14 protein-coding genes are annotated in these 18011 nt (G+C 67.3%); 10 read left to right on the plus strand and 4 right to left on the minus strand.

Annotation, left to right across the window (positions count from 1 at the left end; genetic code table 11):
* The first annotated feature begins 74 nt into the window (after positions 1-74).
* The 9 genes from WKW79_RS01380 to WKW79_RS01420 all read left to right on the plus strand — a co-directional run bounded on the left by WKW79_RS01380 (position 75) and on the right by WKW79_RS01420 (position 10065).
* Positions 75-1058, plus strand: coding sequence for a Bug family tripartite tricarboxylate transporter substrate binding protein (locus tag WKW79_RS01380; protein ID WP_340333301.1), 984 nt, complete (start codon positions 75-77; stop codon positions 1056-1058).
* Between the two features lie 10 nt (positions 1059-1068).
* Positions 1069-2046 (plus strand): hydroxyacid dehydrogenase, encoded by a 978-nt coding sequence (locus tag WKW79_RS01385; RefSeq protein WP_340333302.1) that lies wholly within the window; start codon positions 1069-1071, stop codon positions 2044-2046.
* A 41-nt stretch (positions 2047-2087) separates the two neighbouring features.
* Entirely contained in the window at positions 2088-3269 is a 1182-nt protein-coding gene (locus tag WKW79_RS01390; RefSeq protein WP_340333303.1) for a sialidase family protein, read from the plus strand.
* A 40-nt stretch (positions 3270-3309) separates the two neighbouring features.
* A complete protein-coding gene (locus tag WKW79_RS01395) occupies positions 3310-4272 on the plus strand; it encodes a Bug family tripartite tricarboxylate transporter substrate binding protein (RefSeq protein ID WP_340333832.1) in 963 nt (320 codons plus the stop codon).
* Entirely contained in the window at positions 4262-4960 is a 699-nt protein-coding gene (locus tag WKW79_RS01400; protein ID WP_340333304.1) for an SDR family NAD(P)-dependent oxidoreductase, read from the plus strand. Before WKW79_RS01395 ends, WKW79_RS01400 begins: the two co-directional genes overlap by 11 nt.
* Positions 4961-5041: 81 nt before the next feature.
* Positions 5042-6595 (plus strand): UxaA family hydrolase, encoded by a 1554-nt coding sequence (locus WKW79_RS01405; protein ID WP_340333305.1) that lies wholly within the window; start codon positions 5042-5044, stop codon positions 6593-6595.
* A gap of 80 nt (positions 6596-6675) precedes the next feature.
* Positions 6676-8145: an NAD-dependent succinate-semialdehyde dehydrogenase gene (locus tag WKW79_RS01410; protein WP_340333306.1), complete on the plus strand. Its 1470-nt coding sequence runs from the start codon at positions 6676-6678 to the stop codon at positions 8143-8145.
* A gap of 16 nt (positions 8146-8161) precedes the next feature.
* Complete coding sequence (gene hpaI, locus WKW79_RS01415) at positions 8162-8962, plus strand: 4-hydroxy-2-oxoheptanedioate aldolase (protein ID WP_340333307.1); 801 nt, start codon at positions 8162-8164, stop codon at positions 8960-8962.
* A gap of 26 nt (positions 8963-8988) precedes the next feature.
* Positions 8989-10065: a tartrate dehydrogenase gene (locus WKW79_RS01420; protein WP_340333308.1), complete on the plus strand. Its 1077-nt coding sequence runs from the start codon at positions 8989-8991 to the stop codon at positions 10063-10065.
* Positions 10066-10107: 42 nt separating this feature from the next.
* Here WKW79_RS01420 and WKW79_RS01425 read toward each other — a convergent pair whose 3' ends face one another.
* The 3 genes from WKW79_RS01425 to WKW79_RS01435 are packed head-to-tail and all read right to left on the minus strand — an operon-like array spanning position 10108 to position 16386.
* Positions 10108-11559: an efflux transporter outer membrane subunit gene (locus WKW79_RS01425; protein WP_340333309.1), complete on the minus strand. Its 1452-nt coding sequence runs from the start codon at positions 11557-11559 to the stop codon at positions 10108-10110.
* Positions 11546-14722 (minus strand): efflux RND transporter permease subunit, encoded by a 3177-nt coding sequence (locus tag WKW79_RS01430; protein ID WP_340333310.1) that lies wholly within the window; start codon positions 14720-14722, stop codon positions 11546-11548. The genes WKW79_RS01425 and WKW79_RS01430 overlap by 14 nt, the downstream gene beginning before the upstream one ends.
* Entirely contained in the window at positions 14719-16386 is a 1668-nt protein-coding gene (locus tag WKW79_RS01435) for an efflux RND transporter periplasmic adaptor subunit (protein ID WP_340333311.1), read from the minus strand. Before WKW79_RS01435 ends, WKW79_RS01430 begins: the two co-directional genes overlap by 4 nt.
* Before the next feature lie 193 nt (positions 16387-16579).
* On the opposite strand from WKW79_RS01435, the gene WKW79_RS01440 reads away from it, so the two are divergent.
* Positions 16580-16840, plus strand: coding sequence for a hypothetical protein (locus WKW79_RS01440; RefSeq protein ID WP_340333312.1), 261 nt, complete (start codon positions 16580-16582; stop codon positions 16838-16840).
* On the opposite strand, the gene WKW79_RS01445 is transcribed toward WKW79_RS01440, so the two are convergent.
* Complete coding sequence (locus tag WKW79_RS01445; RefSeq protein ID WP_340333313.1) at positions 16837-17964, minus strand: SMP-30/gluconolactonase/LRE family protein; 1128 nt, start codon at positions 17962-17964, stop codon at positions 16837-16839. The genes WKW79_RS01440 and WKW79_RS01445 overlap by 4 nt on opposite strands.
* Between the last annotated feature and the right edge of the window lie 47 nt (positions 17965-18011).

The following is an 18011-nucleotide window of genomic DNA, read 5'->3' on the forward strand; positions in this document are numbered from 1 at the left end:
CGGATATTTGATTGGATTGTAATGAAGAGACAGCCAACAATCGGCCCTCCACGAACCGAACAACGAGAGACAAGATGCGAAACACTCGCCGCCAGTTCATGCTGCACAGCCTCGCTGCCGCAACCCTTCCCCTGGCCTCGACCCGTGCGTTTGCCGCGGGCTACCCGGATCGCCCGGTCACCTTCATCTGCCCCTGGCCCGCGGGCGGAACCGCCGATGTGACGATGCGCGCACTTTGCGCTGCCGCGGCGAAGGAACTCGGGCAGTCGGTGGTGGTGGACAACAAGGCAGGCGCCTCCGGGATGATCGGCCTGAAGGCGCTCGCGCTGGCGAGGCCCGACGGCTACACCATCGGCCAGATCCCGATCTCGGTGACGCGCTTCTCGCAGTTGGGCACGGTGCAGCTCGACCCGATCAAGGACCTGAGCTATATCGCTCGCGTCTCCGGCCAGACCTTCGGCATCGCCGTGCGCGCCGACGCGCCCTGGAAGACGCTCAAGGACCTGGTCGCCGATGCCAAGGCGAATCCCGACAAGATCACCTACGGCACCGCGGGCCTCGGCGGCGCCACGCACGTGGGCATGGAAGAGTTCGCAATGGCCGCGGGTGTCAAGTTCAACGCCATTCCGTACAAGGGCGGCTCGGAGGCGTTGCAGGGCCTGATGGGCAGCCAGGTCGATCTGCTGGCGGATTCGAGTTCCTGGGCGCCGCAGGTGAAGGCCGGCAAGTTGCGCCTGCTGGCGACCTGGGGCGAGCAGCGCACCACCGAGTTCAAGGACGTGCCGACGCTCAAGGAGTCCGGCTACAACGTGGTGGTCGATGCGCCCAACGGCATCGGCGCGCCCAAGGGTGTCCCGGCCGATGTGATGGCCCGGTTGCGCGCGGCGTTCAAGGTCGCGGCGGCGAGTCCGGAGTTCTCCGCGGCCTGCGCGAGGATCGACGCGCCACTGATGTACCTGGATGCGCCGGAGTACGAAAAGTACGTGACAGCCTCCGTCGCCAAGGACAAGGTGCTGATCGAACGGCTCAAGCTCAAGGAACTGTTGAGCAAGAACTGAACGGACTGCCATGCCCAAGCACACTGTCCTCGTGACCGCCCAGCACCTCATGCAGGAGGCGCAGCAGATCTTGCGCGATGCCGGCGCCGGCATTGAGTTCATGGCCGAGCCCATCGACGAAGCCAGCCTGTCGAGCCGGCTCGCACAGGGCGATGTGGACGCGGTCATCCTGCGCGGGTCCAAGCCTTTCACGGCCGACGTTCTCGCAGCGGCGAAGGGCTTGAAAGTCATCGCGAAGAACGGCGCCGGTGTCGACAGTGTCGACCTGGGCGAGGCGGCGCGTCGCGGCATCACCGTCGCCGTGGCGCCGGGCGGCAATGCCGATGCGGTCGCCGAGCATGCGGTCGCGCTCATGCTGGCCCTCGTGCGGGACTTGCATCGGCTGGATCGCAAGCTGAAGGGCGGTGGCTGGGAAGGCACGTCGTGGCTCGGGCGGGACTTTCGGGGCTCGGTGGTCGGCATCGTCGGCTACGGCAGCATCGGGCGCAGCACGGCGCGCCTTGCATCGGCCCTCGGCGCGCACGTGGTGGTGATGAGCGGCACGCGACGCGAGGCCGACGGCTTCGAGATCGAGGCCGACCTGGACAAGCTGCTGCCGCGCGTCGACATCCTCAGCCTGCACTGCCCGTTGACGGCGCAGACGCGCGGACTCATCGGGGCACGCGAACTGGCGCTCATGAAGCCTGGCGCGCTCGTCGTGAACACGGCGCGCGGGCCGATCGTCGACGAGGCCGCGCTGGTCGCCGCACTGCGCAGCGGGTACCTGGGCGGCGCGGGCCTCGACACCTTCGAGGTGGAGCCACTCGGCGCGGATAACCCGCTGCTCGGACTCGACAACGTCATCCTCACCCCGCACGTCGCGGGCGTCACACGCCAAGCCGCGTTGCGGGTGGCGACCATGACTGCGCGCAACGTCGTGAATGCGCTCGCCGGGGAAGCACTGCCTTCTGCACACGTGGTGGCCGGGCCGACAAAGCGCGCGGCCTGATCGCCTCGCCGAAACCTTTCAACAGAACACGGAGACAACGAATGTCCAATGCTGCGCTGCGCGCCCATCCCGAAGATCCCGGTCGTGAAGTCGCGGACCTCCCGTCCGCCTGCGTGCAGGCCCATGCCGCGAACCTGATGGTGCTGCACGATGGAACGCTGGCCTGCGTGTGGTTTGGCGGCTCGATGGAAGGGCGCTCCGATATCTCCGTCTACATGGCTCGCCTGGATGCCGAAGCAGGCCAATGGTCGCAGCCCGTGCAACTCTCGAACGACGCCGAGCGCTCGGAGCAGAACCCGATCCTGTTCCCCGTGCCGGGCGGTCCCTTATGGCTCTTGCACACGGCACAGCTATCCGGCAACCAGGACACGGCCATCGTGCGCCGCCGCGTGTCGCACGACAACGGGCGGACCTGGGGCCCGGCCGAGACGGTTGCGGATGCACCCGCCGGCACCTTCGTGCGCCAGCCCATCCATGTGCACACCGATGGCACTTGGCTGCTGCCGATCTTCGACTGCCGTGTCGTCCCCGGCCAGAAATGGGACGGCAGCCTTGACGAAAGCGCCGTCTTGCGCTCGACCGACCACGGCGCAACGTGGCAGCGCATCCCGGTGCCGGACAGCGTGGGCTGCGTGCACATGAGCATCGTTCCCGCCGCCGCTGGTAATGGCCTCCTCGGCTTCTTCCGCAGCCGCTGGGCCGACAACATCTACATGACGCGCAGCAACGACGGCGGCCTCTCCTGGCGCAAGCCCGTGCCGACCACGCTGCCCAACAACAATTCGTCGATCCAGGCGCTGCGCCTGGCCGACGGCCGGCTGGCCATGATCCTCAACGCCAGCAGCGCAGCCGATGCCACCGAGCGTCGCGATTCGCTGTACGACGAGCTCGAAGACCAGGCGACTTCGGCCGACGGAGCCGCCGTGGTGGAAGCGCCGCCGAAGACGATGCGCCGCGCCTTCTGGGGCGCGCCGCGCGCACCGATGACGTTCGCGCTGTCGGATGACGACGGCCAGACCTGGCCTTGGCAACGCAACCTCGAAACCGGCGACGGCTGGTGCATGAGCAACGACTCCGCCCGCGGCCTCAATCGCGAGTACTCCTACCCGTCGCTGCGGCAGACCGCCGACGGCGCCCTGCACGTGGCCTACACCGTGTTCCGCAAGCACATCCGGCATGCGCGGGTGATGCCGGACTGGATCACGCAGGCCTCCGGACAGTGACATCGACCCCCATCAAACCCATAAAGAGAGACACACCATGATCAAGCGAGCGAACTTCCTGCGTGCGGCCGTCGCCGTAACCCTGGCCGCCACCGTTGGCGGGGCCTGGGCCGATGCCTATCCGTCCCGCACGGTGACCATCATCATCCCGTTCCCGCCGGGCGGAACGCTCGACGTGGTGGGCCGCCAACTGGCGCAGAAGCTCAGCGAGCAGACGGGCCAGACCTTCATCGTCGACAACAAGCCGGGCGGCGTCGGCACCATCGGCGCGATTGCGGTGAAGCAGTCCCAGCCCGACGGCTACACGCTGCTCTTCGCGCCCTCGACCCATGCGACGACCCCGATGACCATGAAGGCGCCGTATGACGTGATCAAGGACTTCGCGCCGATCGCACTGGTGGCCAAGGCGCCGCTGGGTGTCGCGGTGAACAACGACGTACCGGCGAAGGACATCAAGGGCCTGATCACGTATGCCAAGGCCAACCCCGGCAAGCTGAGTTTTGCCATCGGCTCGACCGGTTCCGCCGGCCACCTGTCGACGGAACTGCTGAAGCGGTCGGGCAACGCTGACCTGATGATCGTTCCGTACAAGGGCTCGGCACCTGCCTACCAGGACCTGATTGGCGGACAGATCAATGGCTTCATCGATCCGATCCTGGGCTCGGCGCCTTACACAAAATCGGGTCGCCTGCGCCTGCTGGCCGTCACGTCGAAGTCGCGCCTGCCGAGCATGCCGGACGTGCCGACGGTGGCCGAGACGATTCCCGGCTACGAGTTCTACAGCTGGTACGGCCTGTGGGGCCCGGCCAAGCTGCCGGCGGAAGTGGTGGCCAAGCTCAATGCCGAAGTGAACAAGGCACTCTCGACCGACATGCGCGAGAAGCTGGTCAGCCAGGGGCTGGAAGTCAATGGCGGCTCCGTCGCGGACTTCGTCAAGTTCGAGCAGGAAGACATGGCGAAGGCGCAGAAGATCATCAGCGAAGGGAAGATCCGTGTCGACTGAGGTGCCGGTTGCTGTCGTCACGGGTAGCAGTTCCGGCATTGGCCGGGCGGTGGCCCAACGCTTGCTGGCCGATGGCTGGCAGGTGGTCGGCGTGCAGCGCGGCTCGGCCGATATCGACCATCCGGCATTCAGCGCACTGCCTTGCGACCTGAGCGTGGGAATCGAAGTCGATGACCTGGTCGGCAAGCTCGGAACCCCGCAGGCCGTGGTGCATGCGTCGGGCGTCTTGCGTCCCGCGGCGCTGGGCGCCATGGACGCCGACGATGGCGCGCTGATGTGGCGCCTGCATGTGGATGCGACGACGCGGCTCGCCAACGCCTTGCTGCCTCGAATGGCTTCTGCCGGCGAGGGGCGGATGGTGCTGATTGGCAGCCGCGTCTCCGGCGGCATGCCGGGGCGCAGCCAATACGCGGCCAGCAAGGCAGCACTGATCGCGCTGGCTCGCAGCTGGGGCGCGGAGGTTGCGGCCCGGGGCGTGACGGTCAACGTGGTGTCGCCCGCAGCCACCGACACGGCGATGCTTGCGGACCCGGCCCGTGCATCGACCCAACCAAAGCTGCCTCCGATGGGCCGCCTGATCCGGCCCGAGGAGGTTGCGGCGCTGGTCGCATTCCTGGTCTCCGATGCGGCAGCGCCGATCACGGGGCAGGACATCCAGGTCTGCGGCGGCTCGTCGCTGCCGAAATGACATCGCCTGTTTCCATGTCGAACCCGTCTTTCACCCCTGCGCCCGGCGATTCGACCGCGGCGCCATTTCAAGGAACCGAACATGACCGCCGTCCTTCCTGATGCTCCGCAGCGAACGGTCTCGCCGCTGATCCAGCTGCACGCCAACGACAACGTGCTGGTCGCCCGTGCGCCGATCGCGCTCGGCCAGGAACTGCCCGAGTTCGGCTTGCGCATGCGCGCCCAGGTTCCGGCGGGCCACAAGATCGCGGCGCGGCGCATTGCCGCCGGCGAGCCCGTGCGCAAGTACGACACGGTGATTGGCGCGGCGATGCGCGACATCGAGGGGGGCGAGCACGTCCACACGCACAACCTGGAACTGATCGACTTCGACCGCGACCCCGGCTTCTGCGAGGACGTGCGGCCTGTCGACTATGTGCCGGAGGCCGAGCGCGCCACCTTCATGGGCATCGTGCGCCCGGATGGCCGCGTGGCCACGCGCAACTTCATCGGCCTCATCTCCTCGGTGAACTGCTCGGCCACGGCCATCCATCACATCGCCGCGCACTTCACGCCGGAGCGCCTCGCACCGTATCCGAACATCGACGGCGTGGTCGCCTTCGCGCAGACCAGCGGCTGCGGCATGTCCTCGCCCAGCGAGCATTTCGACGTGCTGCGCCGGACCATCGCCGGCTATGCGCGCCATCCCAACCTCGGCGGCGTGCTGATCGTCGGGCTGGGCTGCGAGCGCAACCAAGTGGCGGACCTCGTCGCCTCGCAAGGGCTGACCCTGGGCAGCCACGTCAAGACCTTTGTGATGCAGGACACCGGCGGCACGCGTGCCACGATCGCCGCGGGCATCGCCGCCATCGAGGCCATGCTGCCCGCGGCCAACGACGTCAAGCGCCAGCCCGTCAGTGCGGCGCACCTGAAGATCGGCCTGGAATGCGGTGGCTCGGATGGCTTCTCGGGGATCACCGCGAACCCCGCGCTGGGCGCGGCGATGGACATCCTCGTGCGGCATGGCGGCACGGCGATCCTGTCGGAGACGCCGGAAATCCATGGTGTCGAATACATGCTGACGCGGCGCGCCATCAGTGCCGAAGTCGGCCAGAAGCTGCTGGATCGCCTGGCCTGGTGGGAGGAGTACACGCGCGGCCACAACGGGCAGTTCAACGGCGTGGTCGGCCCGGGCAACCAGGCCGGTGGACTGGCCAACATCTTCGAGAAGTCGCTGGGCTCGGCCATGAAGGGCGGCACCACGCCCTTGCAGGCGGTCTACGAATACGCGGAGCCGATCGACAAGGCCGGCTTCGTGTTCATGGACTCGCCGGGCTACGACCCGGTGGCCGCCACCGGCCAGATCGCCAGCGGCGCCAACCTGATCTGCTTCACGACCGGCCGCGGCTCGATGTTCGGCAGCAAGCCCGCACCGACGATCAAGCTGGCCAGCAACACGCCGATGTTCACGCGCCTGGTGGAGGACATGGACATCAACTGCGGCGCAGTGCTCGACGGCGAAGTGGATGTGCAGCAGATGGGGCAGCGCATCTTCGAACACATCCTCGATGCGGCGTCGGGGAAGAAGACGAAGAGCGAAGAACTGGGGCTGGGCAACCACGAGTTCGTGCCGTGGCACATGGGGATCGTGAGCTGATGTTGCTGTCTACCGCCCCGGATGCGTCGGAGGACGCACGCCATCACGAGCCCATCACCCATTCCACAAGAAGAAATTTCATGCCTCTGACCCTTCAACGAGCCGAGCTGCTGCGCAGCCAGAACTACATCGCGGGCGCGTGGCGCGAAGCCAGCGGCAGCACCTTCGAGGTCACTGATCCGGCCACCGGCGCGCTGATCACTCGCGTGCCCGACTCCGGCGCCGCGGAGGCTCATGAAGCGGCCGATGCCGCGCACGCGGCCTTCGCCACTTGGCGCAAGGTCCCGGCCAAGCAGCGCGCCCAGATCATCAAGCGCTGGAACGATCTCGTGATGGCGCACCAGGACGACCTGGGTACTCTCGTGTCGATGGAGCAGGGCAAGCCGCTGGCCGAAGGAAAGGGCGAGATCGCCTACGCGGCCAGCTACATCGAATGGTTCGCGGAGGAAGCGACCCGCATGAACGGCGAGATCATCCCGGCTCCCGTCGCGGGCCGGCGCATGTTTGCCGTCAAGGAACCGGTCGGCGTCATCGCGGCCATCACGCCCTGGAACTTCCCGGCCGCGATGATCGCCCGCAAGATCGCGCCTGCCCTGGCCGCCGGCTGCACCGTGGTCTGCAAGCCGGCCGAGGACACGCCGCTGACCTCGCTGGCGCTCGTGCGCCTGGCCGAGGAGGCCGGCGTGCCGCCGGGCGTGCTCAACATCGTCACGGCCTCGCGCGACAAGACGCCCGAGGTGGTCCATGCCTGGCTCGACGACTCGCGCGTGCGCAAGATCACCTTCACCGGCTCGACGCCGGTGGGCAAGCACCTGGCGCGGCGCTCGGCCGACACGCTCAAGAAGCTGTCGCTGGAGCTTGGCGGCAACGCGCCTTTCATCGTCTTCGAGGATGCGGACCTGGATGCGGCCGTCGATGGCCTGATGGCGGCCAAGTTCCGCAATGGCGGCCAGACCTGCGTCTGTCCCAATCGTGTGTTCGTGCAGGCCAAGGTGCATGACGTGTTCGCCGAGAAACTGGCCGCACGCGTCAAGGCGCTCAAGGTCGGACCGGCCACCGAGGCGTCGTCGCAGATCGGGCCGATGATCAATGCGCGTGCTGTCGACAAGATCGAGCGCCACGTAGAGGACGCCGTCGCACGCGGCGCCAAGGTGCTGGCCGGAGGAGGGCGCTTGCCGGAACTCGGCCCGCAGTACTTCGCGCCCACGGTGCTCGTCGGTGCTGACAGCACCATGGCCTGCGCCAGCGAGGAAACCTTCGGCCCCGTGGCGCCGCTCACGCGCTTCGACACCGAGGACGAAGTCATCGCAGCGGCCAACGACACGCCTTTCGGCCTGGCCGCCTACTTCTATTCCAACGACATTCGTCGCGTCTGGCGCGTGGCCGACGCGCTGGAGTCCGGCATCGTCGGCATCAACGAAGGCGCGCTGGCGGCCGAGGCTGCACCCTTTGGCGGTGTGAAGGAGTCCGGCTATGGCCGCGAGGGCTCGACGCATGGCCTCGACGACTACCTGCACACGAAGTACGTGTGCCAGGGCCAACTCGATTGACGTGGACGCGCACACCATGAACAACCCCTTCAAGCACGCGCTCGCCGACAAGCAGGCGCTGGTCGGCCTCTGGCTCTCGCTGGCCGATCCCTATGCGGCGGAGGCCTGTGCCACGGCCGGATTCCAGTGGCTGCTGATCGACGGCGAGCATGCGCCCAATGACGTGCGCAGCACGCTGGCCCAATTGCAAGCCGTGGCCGCCTATCCGGCACAACCGGTGGTCCGCGCGGTCACGGGCGACACCGCGCTGGTCAAGCAGTTGCTCGACATCGGCGTGCAGAACCTGCTCGTCCCGATGGTCGACACGGCCGAACAGGCGCGTGCCCTCGTAGCCGCGACGCGCTATCCGCCCGAAGGCATTCGCGGTGTCGGTGCCGCGGTGGCACGTGCGTCTCGTTGGGGCGCGCGGCGCGACTACCTCGGCGCCGCGAATGACGAGATCTGCCTGCTGGTGCAGGCGGAGACGCGCACCGCGATGGCCAACCTGGAAGCGATCTGCGCGGTCGATGGCGTGGATGGGGTGTTCATCGGACCGGCTGACCTGGCCGCTTCAATGGGGCACCGCGGCGCGCCCGGCCATCCGGAGGTGCAGGCCGCCATCGATAACGCCATCCGCACCATCGTCGCCAGCGGAAAGGCTGCCGGCACGCTCACCGCCGACGCCAAGCTGGCACGCCACTATCTGGACTTGGGCGCCACCTTCGTCGCGGTGGGCATCGACATCACCTTGATGGTCCAGGGCGCACGCCGCCTCGCGAATGACTTCGGCCTGGGCACCGAAAGCGCCATGAGCGCGGCCGGCGCCGCAGCCTACTGAACACTTTCAAAACGGAACAAACCACCATGGCCACCACGAACAAGAAGACATTGAAGATCGCCAGCATCCCCGGCGATGGCATCGGCAAGGAAGTGATGCCCGAGGGCCACCGCGTGCTCGAGAAGGCCGCAAGCCGCTTCGGCTTCGACCTGCGATTCACCGACATCGAATGGGCCAGCTGCGACTACTACCAGAAGCACGGCGACATGATGCCGGCCGACTGGAAGGCGCAGCTTCAAACCCAGGACGCGATCTACTTCGGCGCCGTCGGCTGGCCGGACACGGTGCCCGACCACGTGTCGCTGTGGGGCTCGCTGCTCAAGTTCCGCCGCGAGTTCGACCAGTACATCAACCTGCGCCCCGCGCGCCTGTTCGAAGGCGTGCCCTGTCCACTGGCCGGGCGCAAGGCAGGCGACATTGACTTCTACATCGTGCGCGAGAACACCGAAGGCGAGTACACGAATCTCGGCGGCATCATGTACCCGGGGACCGAGCGCGAGATCGTGATCCAGGAATCCGTGTTCAGCCGCTTCGGCGCGGACCGTGTGCTCAAGTACGCCTTCGACCTGGCGCAGTCGCGCGAACGCAAGCACCTGACCGTGGCCACCAAGAGCAACGGCATCGCCATCAGCATGCCGTGGTGGGACAGCCGCGCGGATGCGGTCGGCCAGGACTATCCGCAGGTCAAGATCGACAAGCAGCACATCGACATCCTGACCGCGCGCTTCGTGCTGCAACCGCAGCGCTTCGACGTGGTGGTGGCGAGCAACCTGTTCGGCGACATCCTGTCGGACCTGGGGCCGGCCTGCACCGGCACGATTGGCCTGGCGCCCTCGGCCAACCTGAACCCGGAGCGCAAGTTCCCGTCACTCTTCGAGCCGGTGCACGGCTCGGCGCCGGACATCTACGGCAAGGGCATCGCCAACCCGATCGCGATGATCTGGTCGGGCGCGTTGATGCTCGACTTCCTAGGCCAGAAGGAAGCACATGACGCGATCCTCAAGGCGATTGAGCAGGTGCTCAAGGATGGGCCGCGCACCGGCGACCTGGGCGGCAAGGCGACGACGGTGGAGATGGGGAAGGCGATTGCCGAGTTGATCTGATCAAAGTCATCGGCGTCCCCGCTCTGCGGCTGCCGGTGCGCCTCACTTCTCCGTCGCCGACTGCGACAGAACCCGCCCATCCGGCTGCGGTGCGCCTTGGTCGGCCAACCCCACCCAGCCGCCGCCGAGAGACTTGTAGAGCGCCACGTTCTGCAACAGCACATCCGCTTCCGATTGCGCGAGTTGCAGGCGTGCGGTGAAGAGATTGCGCTCGGCGTCCGTCACTTCCAGGTAGCTGGTGTAGCCGCCCTCATAGCGCCGCCATGCGAGGCGCAGGTAGCGATCGAGCGAACTCACGACCTGCTTCTGTGCATCGAGTGCCTGCCGGCTGGTGCTGATGCCGGAGAGCGCGTTCTCGGTCTCGCCGAAGGCGGATTGCACGGCCTTGCGGTACTGCGCCAGCGACTCGCGCTGGGCCGCCTCGGCGCTGCGCACCTGGCCCGCGATGGCGCCGGCGGTGAAGATCGGCACGCTCAGGTCCGCGCCGTAGTTCCAGATGCGCGCGGGGCCGCCCCACAGGTCCGACAGCGTTCGGCTCGACTGCCCGAATGCGCCGGTGAGGGAGATGGTCGGGAAGTACGCGGCCTTCGCGGCGCCGATGCGCGCATTGGCCGCGACCATGGCTTGCTCGGCCTGCAGGATGTCGGGGCGGCGGTCGAGCAGGTCGGAAGGCAGGCCGGCCGGCACGGGCGGGGCGGTCAACGCGTTGATGGTGCCGCGCGCAATGGGCCCGGGGTTGCGCCCGACCAGCACCGAAAGTGCGTTCTCCTGGATCGCGATGTTCTGCTCCAGCACCGGGATGTTGCGCAAGGCCGTCGCGTACTCGGAGCGCGCCTGGCTCACTTCGACCTCGGACACGACGCCGCCCTTGAAGCGCTTTTCGAACAGGGTCAGCGCGTCCTGCCGAATGCGCAGTGTCTCGCGCGTGATCTCCAGTTCGCGGTCGAGGTCGAGCAGGTGCACGTAGCCGCTGACCACTGCCGCCACGAAGGACAGCACGGCCCCGCGACGGAAGGCCTCGCTGGCCTGCAGGTCCGCGGTGGCGGCCTCGGTGAGCCGGCGGGTACGGCCGAACAGGTCGATCTCCCAACTGGCCAGCAAAGTCGCCTGCAGGCTGTTGTAGGGATTGATCGTTGGCGCCCCCGTGATCGTGCGTTCGCTCGCGCGGCTGCGGCTGCCCGCCGCGTCCGCGGCCAACTGCGGAAAGAGTGCGGCGCGTGTCGTGCCGAGTGCGCCGTAGAACTGGTCGACGCGCGCAGCCGCCGCGACCAAGTCGTCGTTGTTGCGCAGGCCCTCTGTCACCAACGCATCGAGCTGCGTGTCACCGAACTGCTGCCACCAGGCCGTGTCGGCGGCGGTCGGGCTGCTGGCCTGCAACGCTGTGCCGCGGAACTGCGTGGGCACATCGAGGGCAGGGCGCTTGTAGTCCGGCCCGAGCATGCAGCCCGCGAGCAGGATCGCCAGCAGCGGCGCAGCGCGTTCAATGCGGCGCATCGGACACGTCCTTGTCATCGGCCCCAGCGGCCGGATGCTTCTTCTTGCCGAAGCGCGCGCTCATCGTCTCGAAGGCCCAGAAGAACATCGGGATGAAGAAGATGGCGATCACCGTCGCGCCCAGCATGCCGCCGATGACGCCGGTGCCCAGCGACTGCCGGCTCGCGGCCGAGGCGCCGCTCGCGATCGCCAGTGGAATGCAGCCGAGGATGAAAGCCAGCGAGGTCATGACGATCGGCCGCAGGCGCAGCCGTGCGGCGCTCACCGCAGCGTCATAGGGCGACATGCCCTTGTGACGCTGCTCGATCGCGAACTCGAAAATCAGGATCGCGTTCTTCGCGGCCAGCGCGATCAGCACCGTCAGCCCGATCTGGAAGTACACGTCGTTCTGGATGCCCCGCATCCAGATCGCCGAGATGGCGCCGAACAGCGCGAAGGGCACCGCGAGCAGCACGCCGATCGGCAGCGTCCATTTCTCGTACTGCGCCGCCAGGATCAGGAACACCATCACCAGCGCAAAGCCAAACACCAGCCCTGCGGTCGAGCCCGCCTTGCGCTCTTCATACGACTGCCCCGACCATGCGTAGGTAAAGCCGGCCGGCAACACTTCCCGCGCCAGAGCCTCCATCGCATCGAGCGCCTGCCCCGAGCTGTAGCCCACGGCCGCGTCGCCCGTGATCTTGGCGGCCGTGAAGTTGTTGAAGCGCGTGACGATGTCCGCGCCCGCCACGTAGCGCGTCTTCGCCAGCGCAATCAGCGGCACCATCTGCCCGCTGCGGTTGCGCACGTACATGTTCTGCAGGTCGTCGGGCGTGACACGGTAGGTGGGCTCGGCCTGCAGGATCACCTGGAACAGGCGGCTGTTCTTCGGGAACTGGCTCACATAGAGCGAGCCGAACAACGTCTGCAGCGTCTGGTACACGGCCTCGACCGGCACGCCCAGGCTCTCGGCCTTGTCGCGGTCCACGTCGACCATGAGTTGGCGCGAGCGCGTGTTGATGGTCGAGTTCACGCCGCGCAGTTCGGGCCGGGTGCGCGACTTGGCGATGAAGTCGCGCGTCACCTCTTCCACGCGTTGCAACGAGGCATCGCCCTCGCTCTGTATCCAGAATTCGAAGCCGCCGGTGGTGCCGAGCCCCGGGATCGACGGCGGATTCACCGGCACCAGGATCGCGTCCTGGTAGCCCGCGAACTCCCGGCCTGCGTCGTGGATCAGCGCATCGGCCTTGTCGCTTGGCGCCTGCCGTTCCGCGAAGCCCTTGAGCGACACGAAGAGCACGCCCGCATTCGACTTGAGCTGCGAGTCGATCAGGCTGAAGCCCGGCACGCTGGCCACTGACTTCACGCCGGGTTGCTTGCTGAACCAGGCCTGCGCGCGATTCGCCACGGCCTCGGTGCGGTCGAGGCTCGCCGCATCCGGCATGATCACCGCCGCGAAGATGTAGCCCTGGTCCTCCACCGGAAGGAAGGACGAGGGCACGCGCTTGAACAGGCCCAGCATGATCGCGATGATCCCGACGATCAGGATCACCGCGATGGCGAAGCGCTTGATGGCCAGCTGGACGGAACGCTCGTAACCGCCGGTCAGGCGCTCGAACTGCCGGTTGAACCAGCCGAAGAAGCCCTTCTTTTCATGCGCCCCTTCCTTGTGCGGCTTCAGCAGGATGGCCGCCAGCGCCGGCGAGAGCGTCAGCGCCACCAGGCCCGACAGCACCACCGACACCGCGATCGTGATCGCGAACTGCTTGTAGAGCTGCCCCGTGATGCCCGAGAGAAATGCCACCGGGATGAACACCGCGCACAGCACCAGCACGATGGCCACCACCGGTCCGCTCACCTCGTCCATCGCCTGCTTGGCCGCGTCGGACGGCGACAGGTGGAACTCGGCCATGTTGCGCTCGACGTTCTCCACCACCACGATCGCATCGTCCACCACGATGCCGATGGCCAGCACCATGCCGAACAAGGTGAGCATGTTGATCGAGAAGCCCATCGCCGTCATGCCGATGAAGGCACCCAGGATAGACACCGGCACGGCCAGGATCGGCACCAGCGTCGCGCGGAAGCTCTGCAGGAAGATGAACACCACGATCACCACCAGCACCACGGCCTCGACGAAGGTGTGGACCACTTCCTTGATCGACTCCTGCACGAACTCCGTCGTGTCCAGCGCAACGTCGTAGTCAAGGCCCTGCGGGAAGGTCTTCTTCATCTCCGCGAGCAGCTTGCGCACGTCTTTCGCCACCTGCAGCGCATTGGCGCCGGGCTGCTGGTAGATGGCGATCAGCGTCGCGGTCTTGCCGTTGTACTTGGAGCGGATCGAATAATCCTTGGCGCCCAGCTCTGCGCGGCCGATGTCCTTCACCCGCACGATTGCACCCGTGCCCTGGTTCGATGCGCGCAGGATGATGTTCTCGAATTCCTCGGGCTCGGTCATGCGCCCGGAGGTGGCGACCGGAAAGGTCTGCTGCACCGGCGATGCGGTCGGCGATGCGCCGAGCCGGCCGGCGGCGTACTGCTGGTTCTGCGCGGCCACGGCCTGCTGCACGTCGGTGGCCGTGAGGCCCAGCGAGGCCATGCGGTCGGGCTTGAGCCACAGGCGCATCGCGTAGTCGGGCGAGCCGAAGATCGAGCTCTGGTTGGCGCCCGGCACGCGCTTGATCGCGTCCAGCACGTTGATGTTCGCGTAGTTGGCGATGTAGGTCGGATCGTTGCTGTTGTCCGGCGAATAGATCGCCACGATCATCATGAAGGCCTGCGACTTCTTCGCCACCGACACGCCCTGGCTGCTCACCGCGGAAGGCAGCGTCGGCAGCGCGAGGTTCACGCGGTTCTGCACGTCCACCTGCGCCAGCGACGGGTCCGTGCCGATCTCGAAGTACACCGACAGCGTCATGTTCCCCGTCGAGCTCGACGTGGAGTTCATGTACATCATGCGATCGGCGCCGTTGACCTGCTGCTCGATCGGCGCGGCGATGTTCTGCGACACCACCTCCGAACTGGCGCCGGGGTAGGTGGCCGAAACTGAGATCTGCGGCGGCGTGATGTCCGGGAACTGCGCGATCGGCAGGTTCACCATCGCCACCGCCCCGGCCAGCACCAGGACGATCGAGATGACGGACGCGAAGATGGGGCGGTCGATGAAGAAGTGGGAAAACTTCATCGTGCCCCCGCCACCACCACGTCGACGCGACGCGCGTGTGCGGGCGACTTGCCACCCACGATGTCTGTCGGCTTCTCCATCGCGATGCGCTCGCGGGGCACGCCGGCGGCGATGAGCGCGTCGCGCACGGCCTGGGCGCGCTCCTTGGCCAGCCTGGCGTTCGCCTTGGCATTGCCGCTCGCATCGACGAAGCCGTGCACCGCAACGCGTGCCCCGGGCTGCGACTTCAGCGTGGCGGCGACAGCTTGCAGGCGGGCGCGTCCCGTGGCGTCGATGGCGCTTCGGCCCTGATCGAAGAAGACAGCATCGGCGTCCGATGCAGCGGACTGCGACGCGGTGCCCGGCGATGCCGCAGGGGAGGGCGGACTCGCGGATGCACCCGAGGCCGCACTCGCACTCGCGCTCGTGCCTGCGCCCGCAGGCCCGCTTCCGATAGCGCCTGCGCCGGAACTCCCAGCCCCGCTCCCACCCTTTGCCGTCGGCGTCGGCACCGATGGCGTCGGCACTTGCACGGCAGCGACAGGCAACGGCGGCGCCGCCACCTCCTTCGTCTTCACCGGCGCACCGGGCGCGAGGCGCATGAATCCATCGACCACCACATGCGCCCCGTCCTTCAACCCGCTGCTCACCAGCCATTGGTCACCGAGCCAGTCGCCGGCATCGACCGGCTGCGGCACCGCCTTGCCCTCGTTCACCACCCAGACGAACGGGCCACGCGGCCCCTGCTGCACGGCGCGCTGCGGCACGATGATCGCGTCGGGCCGCTTGAAGCCGTACACCCTGACGCGCACGAACTGCCCCGGGCGCAGTTCGCCATCGGGATTGGGAATCTCGGCCCGCAGCAGGAAGGTGCCCGTCTCCTGGCTGAAGGCCGCATCCGCGAAGGTGATGCGCCCGCGTCCGGGAAAGGTCGTGCCGTCGGCCAGCAGCAGCTCGACCGTGTAGTCATCGTTCGGCGCCCGCGTCAGCAGGCCCTTGGCAATCTCGTCCTTCTTGCGCAGCGACTCGTTCTCCGACAGGCTGAAGTTGACGCGCATCGGGTCCAGCTTCGCGACATAGGTCAGCACGCTGTTCTGCCCGTTGACGTAGGCGCCGTTCTGCACCTTGGCAAAGGACGACAGCCCGGCGACCGGGGAGGAGATCGTCGCGTAGCTGAGATTGAGTTGTGCGTTGGTGACGTTCGCGCCGGCCGCCTCCACCGCGGCGGTGGCGGCCTGCTCGCTGCCGGTTGCATCGTCCAGGTCCTTCGCGGCCAGGGCGTTGTCGGCCACCAGCGGCTTCACGCGCTTGAGGTTGGCGCGCGCCGTATTGAGCCGGGCCTGCTGCTGCGCGAGCGCGGCGCGGGCGGCCTGGAGATCGGCTTCGAAAGGCTTTGGGTCGATCAGGAACATCACCTGACCGGGCTTGACGAAGGCGCCTTCGTTGTAGAGGCGCTTTTCCAGGAAGCCATTGACTCGCGCGCGGATCTCCACCTGCTGCGAACTCTCGGTCTGGCCGACGAAGTCGAAGGTCACGGGCACCACCTGCGCCTTGACCACCTGCACCGAGACCTCGGCGACCGGCGCCGGGGGCTTCTCCGGCTCCTTGCCGGAACAAGCCGCCAACAAGGCGATCGCGAGCAGCGCCGGGAAGGCGCCTGGAAGTGTCTTGACGTGCAGATCCATCCGCTCCTCCTGCACGGGAAGCTCCGGTGCCGCCTGCTGACTCCGGGAAGCCCGTGTGGTTTTTTGCTTGGACTGCCATGGTCGCGAGTGGGTGAGCGATTGACAACTGACCTTTGGGGCAACGCTCGCGGCAGCGATGTGGATCGCGTCGGCGCACCGACTTCGGCGTACATCAAACAAGGATGCGCTGGCCATGGACACGATGACTGTATGCGCATACAGTATCGACATGGATTCACTGCCCGCCACCGTCTGGATCGCGGCGTGCGCCCACCGCCTGCAACGTCACTGGCGCACGGTAGATCCTGATGTGCTCGAGGAGACCGCTGCCGAGTTGTGGCGCGACGAGCGACTGCGGTCGATGGGGCCGACCGAGGCTGCGTCGGACTGGCTGAAGCCGCTGGAAGGCACGGCCGGCGGTCAGCGCGCCGCCGGCCGTGGGGATGGTGGTTAGGGCGCCGGCACCCGCTTCAACCAACCCAGTCCCTTCGCATGCAGGCTCTGCACATAGAGCCGGTCCGGCGTCTCGGTCACGCTCGTCGCCTCGGGGTAGGCGCCCGTCGGGTCCTGCATGTTCACCACCACCTTGCCGTCTTCCGTGAACGCCATGACGTGTCCGTACGCCTTGGGCACCGGCCAGGTCGAGCGCGGCAGCCGCATCGACACGGCGCGCAGGAAGGGCTTGTCGGCCATGTTGTCGACGGTCGGGTTGCGCGGCTTGACCAGGCCCGCCCAGATCTTGCCGTCCAGCCCGCGCATGAGGTTGTCGGGATAGCCGGGCAGGTTGTCGAACAGCACGCTGGCCTGCGCGACCGCGCCGGCGCGCAGGTCCAGGTCGCGCGCCTGCACGTCGATCTTCCAGATGCGGTACTTGCCGGTCTCGGCCACGAACAGGCTCTTCTCGTCGGCGCTCAACGCCACCCCGTTGGCAAAGGACAGGCCGCGCACGACGATGCGTGTGGCCTTCGTGGCCGGGTCGTATTCGAGGATGCGGCCAGTCGACGACTGCTCGATGATGTCCAGCACGCTGGCCTCGAAGGTGCCGCCCCAGTCCGCCGGCGCAAAGCGCGTCGAGGCATCGCTGAAGTAAATCCGGCCGCCGGAGCCTGCGCCGCGCGCCACCACGACCGCATCGGCATAGCGGATCGGATCGCCGCCGACCTTGTCGGTCAGGACGCTGACTTTCTTCGCCGGGCTCACCGAAAGCAGCCCCTTGACCGCGTCGGCCGCGACCAGGTTGCCCGCCGCGTCGAAATCGAAGCCCAGCACCCGGCCGCCGGTGTTGACGAACACCTCCTGCGCCTTGCCGTCCGGCCGCATGCGCAGGATGTTGCCACTGGCCACGGTGGTGTAGAGCAGGCCGTCCGGGCCGATGGCAACATGCTCCGGGCCTTCCTCGGCGCCAAGGTCGATCATGTTGAGGCTGGCCAGCCGGTCGTTCGCCGCAAAGGGGCCGACATAGCCGGGACCGGCGGGCGCCACCCAGGCCACGGGCGCGACAGGCACCGGCCACAAGGCCAGGTAGGCGGCAAGCACCGCCAGCAACAGCGCGAGCGCGACGAACAGTTTCTTCAGCATTTGAAGGGTGTCTCCGATGTGGTGCGGCCGATTGTGGCGACGATGGA

The sequence above is a fragment of the Variovorax robiniae genome (assembly GCF_037889955.1).
Lineage (GTDB): Bacteria > Pseudomonadota > Gammaproteobacteria > Burkholderiales > Burkholderiaceae_C > Variovorax > Variovorax robiniae.

Excerpts from the sequence above, each read along its gene's own strand:
- WKW79_RS01380 (WP_340333301.1), top strand. The coding sequence starts at position 75 with ATGCGAAACACTCGCCGCCAGTTCATGCTGCACAGCCTCGCTGCCGCA.
- WKW79_RS01385 (WP_340333302.1), top strand. The coding sequence starts at position 1,069 with ATGCCCAAGCACACTGTCCTCGTGACCGCCCAGCACCTCATGCAGGAG.
- WKW79_RS01390 (WP_340333303.1), top strand. The coding sequence starts at position 2,088 with ATGTCCAATGCTGCGCTGCGCGCCCATCCCGAAGATCCCGGTCGTGAA.
- WKW79_RS01405 (WP_340333305.1), top strand. The coding sequence starts at position 5,042 with ATGACCGCCGTCCTTCCTGATGCTCCGCAGCGAACGGTCTCGCCGCTG.
- WKW79_RS01410 (WP_340333306.1), top strand. The coding sequence starts at position 6,676 with ATGCCTCTGACCCTTCAACGAGCCGAGCTGCTGCGCAGCCAGAACTAC.
- hpaI (WP_340333307.1), top strand. The coding sequence starts at position 8,162 with ATGAACAACCCCTTCAAGCACGCGCTCGCCGACAAGCAGGCGCTGGTC.
- WKW79_RS01420 (WP_340333308.1), top strand. The coding sequence starts at position 8,989 with ATGGCCACCACGAACAAGAAGACATTGAAGATCGCCAGCATCCCCGGC.
- WKW79_RS01425 (WP_340333309.1), bottom strand. The coding sequence starts at position 11,559 with ATGCGCCGCATTGAACGCGCTGCGCCGCTGCTGGCGATCCTGCTCGCG.
- WKW79_RS01430 (WP_340333310.1), bottom strand. The coding sequence starts at position 14,722 with ATGAAGTTTTCCCACTTCTTCATCGACCGCCCCATCTTCGCGTCCGTC.
- WKW79_RS01435 (WP_340333311.1), bottom strand. The coding sequence starts at position 16,386 with ATGGATCTGCACGTCAAGACACTTCCAGGCGCCTTCCCGGCGCTGCTC.
- WKW79_RS01440 (WP_340333312.1), top strand. The coding sequence starts at position 16,580 with ATGGACACGATGACTGTATGCGCATACAGTATCGACATGGATTCACTG.
- WKW79_RS01445 (WP_340333313.1), bottom strand. The coding sequence starts at position 17,964 with ATGCTGAAGAAACTGTTCGTCGCGCTCGCGCTGTTGCTGGCGGTGCTT.